Source organism: Belnapia rosea, assembly GCF_900101615.1.
GTDB lineage: Bacteria > Pseudomonadota > Alphaproteobacteria > Acetobacterales > Acetobacteraceae > Belnapia > Belnapia rosea.
Genome location: NZ_FMZX01000009.1, coordinates 145,889 through 160,570 on the forward strand (window position 1 = coordinate 145,889; position 14,682 = coordinate 160,570).

Below are 14,682 nucleotides of genomic sequence, written 5' to 3' on the forward strand. Positions count from 1 at the left end.
GGCAGGGTGGGCAGGGATTCAAGCGCTGTTGCCGGCGGGTTACGGTGTGGCGGCAGGAATTCGCCCCACCGTGGCCGGCGCGCTATGCCTCAGGCAGCTTCCGCGACGGAGACCGCGGTGCGCAGCGCCTGAACCCGGGCATAAGCGGCATCCCGCTTCGGCTCCGGCTCGGAGACGGCCTCCTGCAACGCGGCCTCGGCCTCGGCCAGGCGACGCTCGGAGGCGGTGCGGGAGAGGTTGGCCAGCGGCGTCGCCTCATCGGCGAGGATCGTCACCCGCTCCGGCGAGACCTCGGCGAAGCCGCCGGCGATGAAGAGCTTTTCCGTCTCGGCGCCATTCTCCCGAACCCGGATCACGCCACCCCGGAGGGCGACGATCATCGGGGAATGGCCGGGGAGGACGCCCATCTCGCCTTCCTCGGCGGGGATGGTCGCCATCTCCACCTGGCGGGAGAGCAGCAGCTTCTCCGGCGAGACGAGTTCGAGCAGGAAGGTGGCCATCTCAAGCTCCAAACCAGACAACGTGGGCCCGAGGCCTACGCCGAGGCCGCTTCCGCGGCCCGCCGCCCATGCGGCGAAAGCCAAGCGCGCGGGGGCGCGCGCCCGGCATTTGAGGGCGAACTAAAGCCTGAACAAGGCCGCGTTACGCGGCCACCTTCAGGGTCTCGCCCTTCTTCACCGCATCCTCGATGGTGCCGACCATGTAGAAGGCGGCCTCCGGCAGATGGTCGTACTCGCCGGCGCAGATGGCGCCGAAGCTGCGGACGGTGTCGTCCAGCTTCACGAAGACGCCCGGGCTGCCGGTGAAGACCTCGGCCACATGGAAGGGCTGGCTGAGGAAGCGCTGGATCTTCCGCGCGCGGGCGACGACCAGCTTGTCCTCTTCCGAGAGCTCATCCATGCCCAGGATGGCGATGATGTCCTGCAGCGACTTGTAGGTCTGCAGGATGCGCTGCACCTCGCGGGCGACGCGGTAATGCTCGTCACCGACGACGCGCGGGTCGAGGGCGCGGCTGGTCGAGTCGAGCGGATCCACCGCCGGGAAGATGCCGAGCTCGGCGATCGAGCGGTTGAGCACCGTCGTGGCGTCGAGGTGCGCGAAGGAGGTGGCCGGAGCCGGGTCGGTCAGGTCGTCGGCGGGCACGTAGATGGCCTGCACCGAGGTGATCGAGCCCTTCTTGGTCGAGGTGATCCGCTCCTGCAGCGCGCCCATGTCGGTGGCGAGCGTCGGCTGATAGCCCACCGCCGAGGGAATGCGGCCGAGCAGCGCCGACACCTCGGCGCCCGCCTGGGTGAAGCGGAAGATGTTGTCGACGAAGAACAGCACGTCCTGGCCCTGCTCGTCGCGGAAGTACTCCGCGATGGACAGGCCCGACAGCGCCACGCGGGCACGGGCGCCCGGCGGCTCGTTCATCTGGCCATAGACGAGGGCCACCTTGGAGCCCTCGGTCGTGCCCTCGCCGAGCTTGATGACGCCGGCATCGACCATCTCGTGATAGAGGTCGTTGCCCTCGCGGGTCCGCTCGCCGACGCCGGCGAAGACCGAGACGCCACCATGCGCCTTGGCGATGTTGTTGATCAATTCCTGGATGGTGACGGTCTTGCCGACGCCGGCGCCGCCGAACAGGCCGATCTTGCCGCCCTTCAGATAGGGCGCCAGCAGGTCGATGACCTTGATGCCGGTGACGAGGATCTCGGCGCTGGTCGCCTGGTCCTCGAAGGAGGGGGCGGCGCGGTGGATGGTGTAGGTCTTCTCGTGCGGGACCGGGCCACGCTCGTCGATCGGCTCGCCGATGACGTTCAGGATGCGCCCCAGCGTCCCCTCGCCCACAGGCACGGCGATGCCGGTGCCGGTGTCGACCACTTCCTGGCCGCGGACCAGGCCGTCGGTGCTGTCCATGGCGATGCAGCGCACGGTGCGCTCGCCCAGGTGCTGCGAGACCTCGAGGACCAGCGTGTTGTTGCCGTTCTTCGTGGTGAGCGCGTTCAGCATGGCCGGCAGTTCGCCCGGGAACTGCACGTCCACCACGGCGCCCAGGACCTGCGCGATGCGTCCGACATTGTTCTTCATGGTGTCTTGCCCCTCGTCAGACTGCCTCGGCCCCGGAGATGATCTCGATCAGCTCCCTGGTGATGTTGGCCTGGCGCGTGCGGTTGTAGTTGAGAGTCAGCTTGTTGATCATCTCGCCGGCATTGCGCGTGGCATTGTCCATCGCGGTCATGCGCGCGCCATGCTCGCCCGCCGTGCTCTCCAGGATCGCGCGGTAGATCTGGATGGCGAGGTTGCGTGGCAGCAGCGTGGCGAGGATCTGGTCCTCGGCCGGCTCGTATTCGTAGAGCGCCTGCGGCCCGACGGCCTCGACGGCACCTTCCGGCAACGGCGTCGGGATCAGCCGCTGCTCGGTCGGGATCTGGCTGATGACGTTGCGGAAGCGGTTGTAGATCAGGCTGCAGACATCGAAGGCGCCCTCCTCGAGCAGCCCCGCCACCTGCATCGCCACCGCCTCGGCATCGGCGAATTCGATGCGCTTCCTGCCGGCATAGGTCACCTCGCCGACGAAGCGGCTGGCGAATTCCCGCTTGAGGAAGGTCGCGCCCTTGCGGCCCACCGTCAGCAGCTTCACCTGCTTGCCCTCGGCCTCCAGCGCCCGGATCCTGGCCCGGGCAAGCCGGCCGACCTGGGTGTTGAAGGGGCCGGCGAGGCCACGATCCGCGGTGACGACCACCAGCAGATGGACCTTGTCGCCACCCGACCCGACCAGCATGCGCGGCGCATCCGGCGAACTCGCCACCGCCGCACCGAGGGAGGCAAGGATCGCCTCCATGCGCTGCGCATAGGGCCGCGCGGCTTCCGCCTGGGCCTGGGCCCGGCGAAGCTTCGCCGCGGCCACCATCTTCATCGCCTGCGTGATCTTCCGCGTGGATTTCACGCTGTTGATGCGACCGCGCAGGTCCTTGAGGCTCGCCATCGGGCCCGCTTCCTCTGCTTCAGGCCGAGAAGGACTTGGCGAAGTTGTCGAGGAAGGCGACCAGCTTGTCCTCGGTCGGCTTCTTGATCTCGCGGTCGGCGCGGATCGCCTCCAGCACCGCCGGCTCGCGCGACTTCAGCTCGGAGAGCAGCCGCCGCTCGAACTCGCCAACGGCCGAGACCGGCAGCTTGTCGAGATAGCCGCGGGTGCCCGCGAAGAGGGAGATAACCTGTTCCTCGACCGGGATCGGCTTGTACTGCGGCTGCTTCAGCAGCTCCGTCAGCCGCGCACCGCGGCCGAGCAGGGCCTGGGTGGAGGCGTCAAGATCCGAGGAGAACTGGGCGAAGGCCGCCATCTCACGGTACTGCGCCAGCTCTAGCTTGATGCGGCCGGCCACCTGCTTCATCGCCTTGATCTGCGCCGCGGAACCGACGCGGGAGACGCTGAGGCCGACATTCACGGCAGGACGGATGCCCTTGAAGAACAGTTCCGTCTCCAGGAAGATCTGCCCGTCCGTGATCGAGATGACGTTCGTCGGGATATAGGCGGAGACGTCGCCCGCCTGGGTCTCGATCACCGGCAGCGCCGTCAGCGAGCCCGCGCCGAAGTCGTCGTTCATCTTCGCCGCGCGCTCGAGCAGGCGCGAGTGCAGGTAGAAGACGTCACCCGGATAGGCCTCGCGGCCCGGCGGACGGCGCAGCAGCAGCGACATCTGGCGATAGGCGACGGCCTGCTTCGAGAGGTCATCGTAGAAGATGACCGCGTGCATGCCGTTGTCGCGGAAATACTCGCCCATGGCGCAGCCGGTATAGGGCGCCAGGAACTGCATCGGCGCCGGCTCGGAGGCGGTGGCGGCGACGATGATGGAGTATTCCAGCGCGCCGTTCTCTTCGAGCGTGCGAACCAGCTGGGCAACGGTCGAGCGCTTCTGCCCGATCGCGACATAGATCGTGTAGAGCTTCTTGCTCTCGTCCGTGCCGGCGTTGATCGACTTCTGGTTGATGATGGTGTCGAGGATCACGGCGGTCTTGCCGGTCTGGCGGTCGCCGATGATCAGCTCGCGCTGGCCGCGGCCGATCGGGATCAGGGCGTCGATCGCCTTGATGCCGGTCTGCATCGGCTCATGCACGGACTTGCGCGGGATGATGCCCGGCGCCTTCACCTCGACGCGGGTGCGCGTCACGTCGACGAGCGGCCCCTTGCCGTCGATCGGGTTGCCGAGGCCATCGACCACGCGACCGAGCAGGCCGCGGCCCACCGGCACGTCGACGATGTCGCCGGTACGCTCGACGGTGTCGCCTTCCTTGATCTCGGAATCGCTGCCGAAGACGACGATGCCGACATTGTCGGTCTCGAGGTTCAGCGCCATGCCGCGGATGCCGGCGGAGGGGAAGAGCACGAGCTCGCCGGCCATCACGTTCTGCAGGCCGTAGACGCGGGCGATGCCGTCACCCACGGTGAGCACGGTGCCGACCTCGGCCACATTCGCCTCGGCATCGAAGCCGGCGATCTGCTTCTTGAGGATCTCGGAGATCTCGGCGGGACGGATTTCCATGGTCAGGCGGCCCCCTTCATGGCGTACTGCAGACGCTGCAGCTTGGATTTGATGCTGTTGTCGTAGAGCCGGGAGCCGATCCGTACGATCAGCCCGCCGAGGATCGAGGGATCCACCTGCTCCGTGAGCTTGACGCCGGAATAGCCGGCCTCCGTCAGGCGCGCGGAGATCTGCGCCCGCTGGGTATCGGTCAGGGCATGCGCGCTGACCACCTCCGCCACCTGCTGGCCGCGCCGGGCGGCAAGCTGGGCGCCGAAGGAGGCAGCGACCTGCGGCAGCAGCGCGAGGCGCCGGTTGCCGATCAGCACGCCGGCCAGGTTCCGCACCTCGGGCCCCGTGCCGACCCGGTCGAGCACGGCGAAGGCCGCCCTGCGCTGGGCCACGGAGTCGAGGCGAGGGTCGGCGATGAAGCCGCGGAAATTCGCGTCTCCCTGCCAAAGGGAAGCAAGGGCTTCCATATCGGCGGCGATGCGGTCGAGCGCACCGGGGTCGGTCGCGCGCCGGTCATCGGCAAGCCCCAGCATGGCCAGCGCATAGCGCGCGGCGAGGCCGGTCGGGGTGGGCGCCTTGGGCGCGTCGGAGGCGATGGTCTCGGCAGAGGCCACGGGCGATCCCGGTCCTGTTCCTGGTGGTGCGCATGCGCGGGTCCGCGAAGGGCAGCCCGCCGCGGCGGCCGGGCTTTACCATGGGGCTTACAGCCCCGCAATCCGCGCCGGTGCCCACAATTCGCTTCACCGCCCGGCATTTTGGCCCAGGGATGCGGTAGCCTCGCAACGGGAGCGCCAGGGCCGGGATGGAATGCCGGGATGGAATACAGGCAGGGAGCATTCTTCGGCTGGCACGTCGTGGCTGCGGCCTTCCTGCTGGCGATGTTCAGCTGGGGCATCAACTTCTATGGCCCCTCGGTCTATCTGCACGCCCTGCATGCGCGCGAAGGCTGGTCGACGAGTCTCGTCTCCGCCGCGATCACCCTGCATTTCCTGGCCAGCGCCGTGGTCGTCGCCGGCCTGCCGCGGCTGCACCGCCGGCACGGCCTCGTCACGGTGACGCGGGCGGGCGTCGTCGCCATGGCGGCCGGCCTTGCCGCCTGGGGCGCGGCGACGTCGCCCTGGCAGATGGTCCCGGCAGCGCTGCTCACCGCGGCAGGCTGGGCGGTCACCAGCGGGGCGGCGATCAATGCCGTCGTCGCCCCCTGGTTCGACCGCCGCCGGCCGGCGGCGCTGGCCATGGCCTATAATGGCGCGAGCCTTGGCGGCGTGGTCTTCACGCCGCTCTGGGCGGCGCTGATCGGCGGCTTCGGCTTCGCCCGGGCCAGCCTGGTCGTGGCGGCCGCAACGCTGCTGGTGCTCTGGCCGCTCGCCGGGCGATATTTCGGCCGGGGCCCCGCCGCCTTCGGCCAATACCCCGATGGCGCGGCGGAGGCGCCGGCACCCCGGCCCGCCCTCCCGCCGGCCGGGCCCCTGTGGCGGCAACCGGCCTTCCGCAGCCTCTCCCTCGCCTTCGCCCTCGGCCTCACCGCGCAGATGGGCCTGCTGACCACCCTGTTCAGCATCCTGGCCGCGAGTCTCGGCGCGGCCGGCGCCGGGCTGGTGATGAGCCTCGCCACCGCCTGCGCGGTCATCGGCCGCACCGCGGTGGGCACGCTGCTGCCACCGGGCTTCGACCGGCGAAGGGCGGGGATGCTCAATTTCCTGATGCAGGCCACCGGCTGCGCCGTGCTGGCCCTGGCGGGCGGGGTGCCAGGCCTGCTGGTGGGCGGGGCGGTGCTGTTCGGCCTCGGGATCGGCAACCTGCTCTCGCTGCCGCCGCTGATCGCCCAGGCGGAATGGCCGCCGGAGGAGGTGGCCGCGGTGATCGCCCTGGTCACGGCCGTGAACCAGGCCCTCTATGCCTTCGGGCCCGGCCTCTTCGGGGCCGCGCTGGACCTGCTGGGCGGCTGGGCCCCACCGGCCGCGGCCTGCCTGCTGCAACTGGCGGCAGCCGGTGTGCTGGCGCGGCGCTGAAACCCGCCCGGCAAACCCGGTGCGGTCCGCCTCCTAGGCGTAGCCGATCAGCATGGTCTTCGCGGCGATGGCGGCCAGCGCCGCCGCCACGGCCGCGGTGGTCGTGCCACGCGAGGCGAGAAGGGCGTAGGCCACGGCACCGGCGATCAGTGCCCAGGCTGCGATTTCAGTGGCGTCGAGGATGGGCATGGCTCAGTCCTCCCGGTTTTAGTTACCTACAGGTAATTCCGATACCATGTTTTTGCCACGCCCAGCGATGGAAAAATTGGGCCGCTACAGGAAGCTCACCGGGTCCACATCCACCTGCACCCGGACGCTGTTCGGCACCGGCACGCGGGCCAGCCAGTCCCGCAGGATGGGCTGCACCGCGATCTCCCGGCGGGTCTTCAGCAGCAAGCGGCGGCGGTGGCGGCCGCGCAGCAGGGCAAGCGGCGCGGGCGCCGGCCCCAGCACCTGCACCCCCTCCCCGCCCGGCGCGGCAAGGCCGAGGTCGCGCGCGGTGCGGTCGGCCTCCCGCTCATCCTCCGAACTCACGATCAGCGCGGCGAGGCGGCCGAAGGGGGGCCAATGGCCCGGCCGGCGGATCGCCGCCTCCTCCGACATGAAGGCATCAAGGTCGCCGGAGATGAGCGCCTGCATCACCGGATGCTCCGGGCTGAAGCTCTGCAGCAGCACCCGGCCCGGCGCCTCGGCCCGGCCGGCGCGGCCGGCGACCTGATGGAGCAGCTGCACCGTCCGCTCCGCCGCGCGCAGGTCGCCGCCGGCGAGGCCGAGATCGGCATCCACCACCCCGACCAGGGTGAGGTGCGGGAAGTGCCAGCCCTTGGCGACGATCTGGGTGCCGATGATGAGGTCGACCTCGCGGTCCTGGATCTGCTGCGCCGCCATCCCGGCCGCGGCCGGGCCCGGCAGCGTGTCGCTCGCCATGACCAGCCGCCGCGCCTCGGGCCAGAGGGCCGCCGCCTCCTCCAGCACCCGCTCCACGCCGGGCCCAACCGCGACCAGGCTGTTGGCGGTGCCGCATTCCGGGCATTCGGCCGGCGGCGCCTCGGTGTGGCCGCAGTGATGGCACTGGAGCTGGCGCCGGGCCCGGTGCTCCACCAGCCAGGCGGTGCAGTTGGGGCAGCGCATCCGGTGCCCGCAATGGCGGCAGAGGGTCAGCGGCGCATAGCCCCGGCGGTTGAGGAAGAGCATCGCCTGCTCCCCGCGCTCCAGCGTGGCGTTGACGGCCTCGATCAGGGGCGGGGAGAGGAAGCGCCCGCGCTCCGGCGGCGTGCGGCGCAGATCGACCGTCTCGACCGCCGGAAGGCTCGCCCCGCCATGCCGCTCCGGCAGGTCGAGCGCCTCGTAGCGGCCGCTCTCGGCATTGGTCAGGCTCTCGAGCGAGGGCGTCGCGGAAACCAGGACACAGGCCGCGCCGGCCAGCCGGGCACGGACCACCGCCATGTCCCGGGCGTTGTAGACCACGCCATCCTCCTGCTTGAAGGCGGTCTCGTGCTCCTCGTCGACGATGACCAGGCCGAGATCGGGGAAGGGCAGGAAGAGGGCGGAGCGGGCGCCGACCACGACCGGCGCCTCCCCTTCCGCCACCGCCCGCCAGGTGTCGCGGCGGGTGCGCGGCGTCACCTCGGAATGCCAGAGGGCGGGGGAGACACCGAACCGCGCCTTGAACCGCTCGAGCCACTGCGCCGAGAGGGCGATCTCCGGCAGTAGCACCAGCGCCTGGCGGCCCTGCCGCAGGGCTTCCGCCACGGCATCCAGATAGACCTCGGTCTTGCCCGAGCCGGTGACGCCGGTCAGCAGCGTCACGCCGAAGCGGCGGGCCGCGACCTTGGCGACGAGTTGCGTGGCCGCCTCGGCCTGGGCACCGAGCAGGCGCGGGCCGGGATGGTCCGGGTCCGGCCGGCTGAAGCGGCTGGCATGCGGCAGCAGGGCCGGGCGGATCAGCCCGTTATCCGCCATGCCCCGCAGCACGCCGAGCGAGACGCCGGCCGCCTCGGCGAGCGGCGCCCCGGCATAGACCCGGCCCGGCTCCATCACCGCCAGCACCCGCTGGCGTTCCGGGGTCATCCGCGGCTGGCGGTTGGATCCGGGGCCGGCCAGGGTCCAGCCGGCCTGCTGGGTCGGCGGCTCGAGCGCGGCGGTCGAGCCCATCGCCATGCGCAGCACGGCGCCGGGCGGGCTGAGCGTGTAGGCCGCCACCCAATCGATGAAGCGCCGCAGGCTCACGGTCATGCGAGGTGCGGGCAAGATCGCGTTAACCGGCTTCAGGCGATGATCGGGGACTGGGACAGCCTCCGGCGCTTCGGCGGCATCCCAAACCACGCCGATCATCGGCCTGTGATTGAGGGAGACGGTCACGAATTCGCCTGACTGGATATCCAGGCCAGGCGGAACGCGATAGTCATAAGCGCCAGCGAGCGGGAGCGGTAAAAGAACCCGTACCCGTTGCGCAGAAAACACAGGTGGCGTGTCCTTCATATCGCGCCGCTTCCCCGACCCCTCAAGCATCGGCTATCCTGACCCTGAACAAATACGCAACGATCCTCGGTCCTTGAATTCCGCGGCCCGGTTGGCCGGGACCATCGTCAAACGCGGCCCGACTGAGCGCCGCCTGGGGGCCTACCCGCATGAAATTTTTCGTCGATACTGCCGAAGTGTCCGAAATCCGCGCGCTGGCCGAGGCCGGGCTGGTCGATGGTGTCACCACCAATCCCAGCCTCATCGCCAAGTCCGGGCGCAAGATGGCGGAGGTGATTGCCGAGATCTGCGAGATCACCCCGGGCCCGGTCTCCGCCGAGGTCACCGCGATCGACTTCGACACCATGCTGGCCGAGGGGCGCTTCCTCCGCGGCATCGCCAAGAACGTAGCGGTGAAGGTGCCACTGACCGAGGCGGGGCTCAGCGTCTGCCGCAGCCTCGCCGATGAAGGCACGAAGGTGAACGTCACCCTTTGCTTCTCCCCTGCCCAGGCGCTGCTCGCCGCCAAGGCCGGCGCCGCCTATATCTCGCCTTTCGTCGGCCGGCTCGACGATATCGCGTATGACGGCATGCTCCTCATTGCCGACATCATGAAGATCTACCGAAACTACTCCTATATTAAGACAGAAGTCCTGGTCGCGTCCATCCGCCACCCGGTCCATCTGGTCGAGGCCGCCAAGCTTGGCGCGGAGGTGGCGACCCTGCCGCCGAATGTCATCCGCCAGCTCTTCAAGCATCCGCTGACCGACCGCGGGTTGGAATCCTTCCTCGCCGATTGGCGCAAGACGGGCCAGAGCATCCTGTGAGCGCTATTCCCTTGAACGGTACCAGCCTGGCACCCCTCTCGGCGCCCGAACCGCAGCCCCTGCCCGCCCCCGTGCCGGCGCCGGAGGCGGTGGTGGACTTCCTCAAGTCCAACCCGGACTTCCTCGCCGAGAGGCCGGACCTGTTCCGTGCCCTCACCCCGCCCAAGCGCATCCATGGCGAGCGCCTGGCGGACCACATGGCAGCGATGCTGGCGGCCGAGCGCCGCCGCGTCCGCTCGCTGGAGGCCGAGGTGGATGCGGCCGTCACTGCCGGCCGCGCCGGGCATGGGCTGAGCATCCGCGTCCGCCTCGCCGTGCTGGCGCTGATGCGCGCCCAGGACGTGGTCGAGACCCTGACGGAGGAGCTGCCCGCCCTGCTCGGCGTCGAGACCTGCACCCTGCTGGCCGAGACGCCCGACCGCCGCGGCGTACCGAAGCTGCCGCGCGGCAAGGTGGGCGAGCTGCTCGGACCGGGGCGGGATGCGCTGGTCCGCGCCGCGCCCACCGATATCGAGCTGCTGCATCAGGAGGCCGCCTCCCTCGTCATGCGGGACGCGCTGGTGCGGGTGCCGGTCTGGACCGGCCATCCGACGCTGATGGCACTCGGCGCGCGGGACCCGCAGGCCCTGCCGACCCGGCAGGCGACGGCGACCCTCGCCTTCCTCGGCCGCGCCGTGGCGGCGGCACTGGCCCGCTAGGCAGGCTCGCCATGGCCGAGGCGCGCGCCCTCGCGGCCGGCTATCTCGATTGGCTGGCCCGGGAGCGTCGGGCGGCCGCGAATACGGTCGAGGCCTATGGCCTCGACCTGCGCGATTTCCTCGCCTTCCTCACCGGGCATCTGGGGGAGGAGCCGGACCTGGCGGCGCTGGCCGCGCTGCGGCCGGCGGATATCCGCGCCTTCCTCGCCGCCCGGGCCAATGCCGGTGCCGGCAATGCCACCCGCGCCCGCCAGCTGGCCGCCATCCGCGGCTTCCTCCGCCATCTGGCGAGGACATGCGGGCTGTCGCCGCTCGCCATCGCCAATATCCGCGGCCCCCGCGCCAAGCCGCCGGTGCCCCGCGCCCTGACGCCGGAGCAGGCGAAGGAGGTGGCGGCGCGGACCGGCAGCATCCACCAGCCCGGCCATGCCGAGAGCCCGGCCGAGCAGGCGGCGCGGGATACGGCGCTCTTCACCCTGCTCTATGGCTGCGGCCTGCGCATCGCCGAGGCGCTGGCCCTGGACGTGCGGGACGCCCCGCTGCCCGGCAGCCAGGCCGCGCTGCGGGTGACGGGCAAGGGCGGCAAGCAGCGCCTGGTACCCGTGCTGCCGGCGGTGCGCGAGGCGATCGCCGCCTATCTCGTGGAACGCGGCGGCGCGCCCCCCGAGGCCCCGCTGTTCCGCGGCACCCGCGGCGCCCGGCTCGACCCGGCGGTGGCCCAGCGGGCGATGCGGCACTACCGCCGCCTCGCCGGCCTGCCGGAACATGCGACACCGCATGCGCTGCGACATTCCTTCGCCACGCATCTCCTCGGCGGCGGCGCCGACCTGCGGGCGATCCAGGAGCTGCTGGGCCATGCCAGCCTCTCCACCACCCAGCGCTACACCCGGGTGGATGCCGCGGCCCTGCTCGAGACCTGGCGCCGGGCGCATCCCCGCGCCGGGTGACGTCTGGCCGGCCGGGGCGCCTGCGACTATGGTGCGCCCAACCCGACTCCCCCATTGAGGATCGCCGATGCGCGACGGCAAGATCACCCAGTACACCCCGAAGCTCGTCGAGGGCGTCACCCCGGTGCAGCGGATCGAGGTGGACAGTCGCAAGGTGCCCTGCGACGGCGAGGTGGCGGGGCCCGGCCTCGGCCATCCGCGCGTCTGGCTGCCGATGAACCCGAACGAGACGCAGGTGACCTGCCCCTATTGCTCCATCACCTATGTATTGAAGGCCGGGGCGGTTGTCGGCGACCACCACTAAGCCGGAGAGCGCCGAGGAGGCTGTCCCGGTCGCGGCGCCGGGGACCCGGCACCTCGTCCTCGTCGATGGCTCCGGCTACATCTTCCGCGCCTATCACGCCCTGCCGCCGATGACGCGGCCGGATGGCACGCCGGTGAATGCCGTCTTCGGCTTCACCCAGATGCTGTCGAGCTTCCTCGCCGAGCACCGCGGCAGCCACCTGGCGGTGGTCTTCGATGCCAGCCGCAGCACCTTCCGTAACGAGATCTTCCCGAACTACAAGGCCCACCGGCCCGAGCCGCCGGAGGAGCTGGTCCCGCAATTCGGCCTGATCCGCGAGGCGACCGAGGCCTTCGGCGTCGCCCGGGTGGAGGCGCCGGGCTTCGAGGCGGATGACCTGATCGCCGCCTATGCCCGCGCCTTCCACGAGACAGGCGGCGAGGTCACCATCGTCTCCTCCGACAAGGACCTGATGCAGCTGGTGCGCCCCGGCGTGCAGATGCTCGACCCGATCAAGCGGCGACCGATCCGCGAGGCGGAGGTGGTCGAGAAATTCGGCGTGCCGCCGGAGAAGGTCATCGAGGTCCAGGCGCTGATCGGCGACCCCGTGGACAACGTCCCGGGCGTGCCGAAGATCGGCCCAAAGACCGCGGCCGAGCTCATCCTCGCCTATGGCGACCTGGAATCGGTGCTGGCCAACACCGCGCAGATCAAGCAGCCGATGCGCCGGCAGAATCTCGAGCAATATGCCGAGCAGGCGCGGCTCTCGAAGCGGCTGGTGACGCTCGACGACCAGGCGCCGCTGACCCTGCCGATCGAGGCGCTGGCGGTGCGGCCGCCGGAGCCGGCGGCGCTGTCCAAATTCCTCGCCGAGCAGGGCTTCCGCAGCGTCATCGCCCGCATGGGCCTCGGCGAGGCCGCCGGCGATGCGTCGACGCGGGCGCGGAACAGCGCCATCAGCGCCGCCCAGGCCGCCGCCGCGCCGGCTGCCCCCGCCGATCCGGGCACCATACCCTTCGGCCCCTATGAGACGGTGACGACGCCCGATGCGCTCGCCGCCTGGATCGCCGAGGCAGCGGCCGCCGGCGTCATCGGCCTCGACACCGAGACCGACAGCCTCGACGCGCTCAAGGCCAATCTCGTCGGCGTCTGCCTCGCCACCGCGCCCGGCCGGGCCTGCTACATCCCGCTGCGGCATGTCACGCCCGGCGCCAATCAGGGCGACATGCTGGCCGAGCCGGAGAAGGCGGCGCCGCCGCAGCTCCCCTTCGCCGAGGCCATGGCGGCGCTGCGGCCGCTGCTGGAAGACTCCGGCGTGCTGAAGGTGCTGCAACACGCCAAATACGACCTCGAGGTGCTGGGCCGTGCGGAGAATGGCGGCATCGCCGTTACCCCGGTCGATGACACCATGCTCATCTCCTACGCCATGGAGGCGGGGAAGCACGGGCATGGCATGGATGAGCTCTCCCGCCTCCATCTCAACCACACCCCCATCCCCTTCGACCAGGTGACCGGCACCGGCCGCGCGCGGATCAGCTTCGCCGCCGTGCCGCTCGACCGCGCCACGGAATACGCGGCCGAGGATGCGGATGTGACGCTCCGCCTCTGGCATGTGCTGCGGCCAAGGCTGCGGGAGGAAGGCGCGCTCGCCCTCTATGAGCAGGTGGAGCGGCGGATGGTCGCCGTGCTGCGCGACATGGAGGTCGAGGGCATCAAAGTCGACGGCGTCGAGCTCGCCCGGATCGGCGAGGATTTCGTCGCCCGCATGGCGGTGCTGGAGCAGGAGATCCACGGGCTTGCGGGCCGTCCCTTCTCGGTCGGCTCGCCGAAGCAGCTGGGCGAGATCCTGTTCGACGAGATGGGCCTGTCGGGCGGCCGCAAGGGCAAGTCCGGCGCCTGGGGCACCGATGCCGCGGTGCTGGAGGAGTTGGCCGCGCAGGGCGTGCCGCTCGCGCGCAAGGTGCTCGACTGGCGGCAGCTCTCGAAGCTGAAATCGACCTATGTGGACGGGCTGACCGCGCAGCTCGACCCGCGCACCGGGCGCGTCCACACCGATTTCTCCATGGCGAATACCAGCACAGGGCGCCTCGCCTCGACCGAGCCGAACCTGCAGAACATCCCGGTCCGCACCGAGGAGGGCCAGCGCATCCGCCGCGCCTTCGTCGCCGACCCCGGCCATGTGCTGATGTCGGCCGACTACTCGCAGATCGAGCTGCGGCTGCTGGCCCATATGGCCGACGTGCCGGCGCTGCGGGAGGCCTTCGAGACCGGGCAGGACATCCATTCGCGGACGGCGGCCGACATCTTCCGCCTGGCGCCGGAGGCGGTGGACCGCGAGGCGCGGCGGCGCGCCAAGACCATCAATTTCGGCATCATCTACGGCATGTCCGCCTTCGGCCTGGCCGGACGGCTCGGCATCGGCGCGGGCGAGGCCAAGGGCATCATCGATGCCTATTTCGGCCAGTATCCCGGCATCCGCGCGGCGATGGAGCGGCTGAAGGAGGAGGCGCGGCTGCGCGGCTACGTCTCCACCTCCTTCGGGCGGCGGCTCTGGATCCAGGATATCGGCACCAAGGACCCGGTGCGCCGGGCCGGCGCCGAGCGCGCCGCGATCAACGCCCCCTTCCAGGGCGGCGCGGCGGAGATCATCAAGCGCGCGATGGTGCGGCTGCCGCGGGCGCTACGCGAGGCGGGGCTCAAGGCCCGGCTGCTGCTGCAGGTCCATGACGAGCTAGTGCTGGAAGTGCCGGAGGCGGAGGTCGAGCCGACCGGCGCCCTGGTCCGCCAGGTGATGGAGGGTGTCGCCACCCTCCGCGTCCCCCTGGCCGTCGAGGTGGGCACGGGGCGGAGCTGGGCCGAAGCGCATTGACGCTTTACGTTACGGGCTGACGCTCCGCACAATGTGATAAGACAAGGGCTGCACGTTATCGCACAGCCCTGA

General features: G+C 70.6%; 13 protein-coding genes. 6 read left to right on the top strand and 7 right to left on the bottom strand.

The window, feature by feature from the left end; all coding sequences use genetic code 11:
- Nucleotides 1–89 precede the first annotated feature (89 nt).
- The 5 genes from atpC to atpH all read right to left on the bottom strand — a co-directional run bounded on the left by atpC (nt 90) and on the right by atpH (nt 5,128).
- A complete protein-coding gene (gene atpC / locus BLR02_RS16225) occupies nt 90–500 on the bottom strand; it encodes an ATP synthase F1 subunit epsilon (protein ID WP_090561576.1) in 411 nt (136 codons plus the stop codon).
- A gap of 142 nt (nt 501–642) precedes the next feature.
- Complete coding sequence (gene atpD / locus BLR02_RS16230) at nt 643–2,070, bottom strand: F0F1 ATP synthase subunit beta (RefSeq protein WP_090561574.1); 1,428 nt, start codon at nt 2,068–2,070, stop codon at nt 643–645.
- A 16-nt stretch (nt 2,071–2,086) separates the two neighbouring features.
- Nucleotides 2,087–2,968: a F0F1 ATP synthase subunit gamma gene (locus BLR02_RS16235; RefSeq protein ID WP_090561572.1), complete on the bottom strand. Its 882-nt coding sequence runs from the start codon at nt 2,966–2,968 to the stop codon at nt 2,087–2,089.
- Between the two features lie 19 nt (nt 2,969–2,987).
- A complete protein-coding gene (gene atpA, locus BLR02_RS16240) occupies nt 2,988–4,523 on the bottom strand; it encodes a F0F1 ATP synthase subunit alpha (protein WP_090561570.1) in 1,536 nt (511 codons plus the stop codon).
- A 2-nt stretch (nt 4,524–4,525) separates the two neighbouring features.
- Nucleotides 4,526–5,128: an ATP synthase F1 subunit delta gene (atpH, locus tag BLR02_RS16245; protein WP_245704817.1), complete on the bottom strand. Its 603-nt coding sequence runs from the start codon at nt 5,126–5,128 to the stop codon at nt 4,526–4,528.
- A gap of 201 nt (nt 5,129–5,329) precedes the next feature.
- Between atpH and BLR02_RS16250 the strand changes: the two genes are divergently transcribed.
- Nucleotides 5,330–6,526: an MFS transporter gene (locus tag BLR02_RS16250; protein WP_090663922.1), complete on the top strand. Its 1,197-nt coding sequence runs from the start codon at nt 5,330–5,332 to the stop codon at nt 6,524–6,526.
- Between the two features lie 33 nt (nt 6,527–6,559).
- Here the strand turns inward: BLR02_RS16250 and BLR02_RS29570 are convergent, their stop codons facing one another.
- Both BLR02_RS29570 and BLR02_RS16255 read right to left on the bottom strand, forming a co-directional pair.
- Nucleotides 6,560–6,715, bottom strand: a complete 156-nt coding sequence (locus BLR02_RS29570; protein WP_176849618.1) for a hypothetical protein — start codon at nt 6,713–6,715, stop codon at nt 6,560–6,562.
- Nucleotides 6,716–6,799: 84 nt separating this feature from the next.
- The gene (locus tag BLR02_RS16255; protein WP_090663923.1) at nt 6,800–9,037 is read right to left on the bottom strand and encodes a primosomal protein N'; all 2,238 of its coding nucleotides are present in this window, start codon (nt 9,035–9,037) and stop codon (nt 6,800–6,802) included.
- Between the two features lie 119 nt (nt 9,038–9,156).
- Here BLR02_RS16255 and fsa point away from each other — a divergent pair, with 119 nt between their 5' ends.
- From fsa to polA, 5 genes are all read left to right on the top strand, one after another.
- A complete protein-coding gene (gene fsa, locus BLR02_RS16260) occupies nt 9,157–9,813 on the top strand; it encodes a fructose-6-phosphate aldolase (RefSeq protein WP_090561564.1) in 657 nt (218 codons plus the stop codon).
- Nucleotides 9,814–9,824: 11 nt separating this feature from the next.
- On the top strand, nt 9,825–10,511 hold the full coding sequence (locus BLR02_RS16265; protein ID WP_176849619.1) for a DUF484 family protein: 687 nt from the start codon (nt 9,825–9,827) through the stop codon (nt 10,509–10,511).
- 11 nt (nt 10,512–10,522) lie between these two features.
- Nucleotides 10,523–11,458, top strand: a complete 936-nt coding sequence (locus BLR02_RS16270; RefSeq protein ID WP_090561560.1) for a tyrosine recombinase XerC — start codon at nt 10,523–10,525, stop codon at nt 11,456–11,458.
- Between the two features lie 67 nt (nt 11,459–11,525).
- Complete coding sequence (locus tag BLR02_RS16275; protein WP_090561559.1) at nt 11,526–11,762, top strand: zinc-finger domain-containing protein; 237 nt, start codon at nt 11,526–11,528, stop codon at nt 11,760–11,762.
- A gap of 79 nt (nt 11,763–11,841) precedes the next feature.
- Entirely contained in the window at nt 11,842–14,610 is a 2,769-nt protein-coding gene (gene polA, locus BLR02_RS16280) for a DNA polymerase I (RefSeq protein WP_245704824.1), read from the top strand.
- The last annotated feature ends 72 nt before the right edge of the window (nt 14,611–14,682 follow it).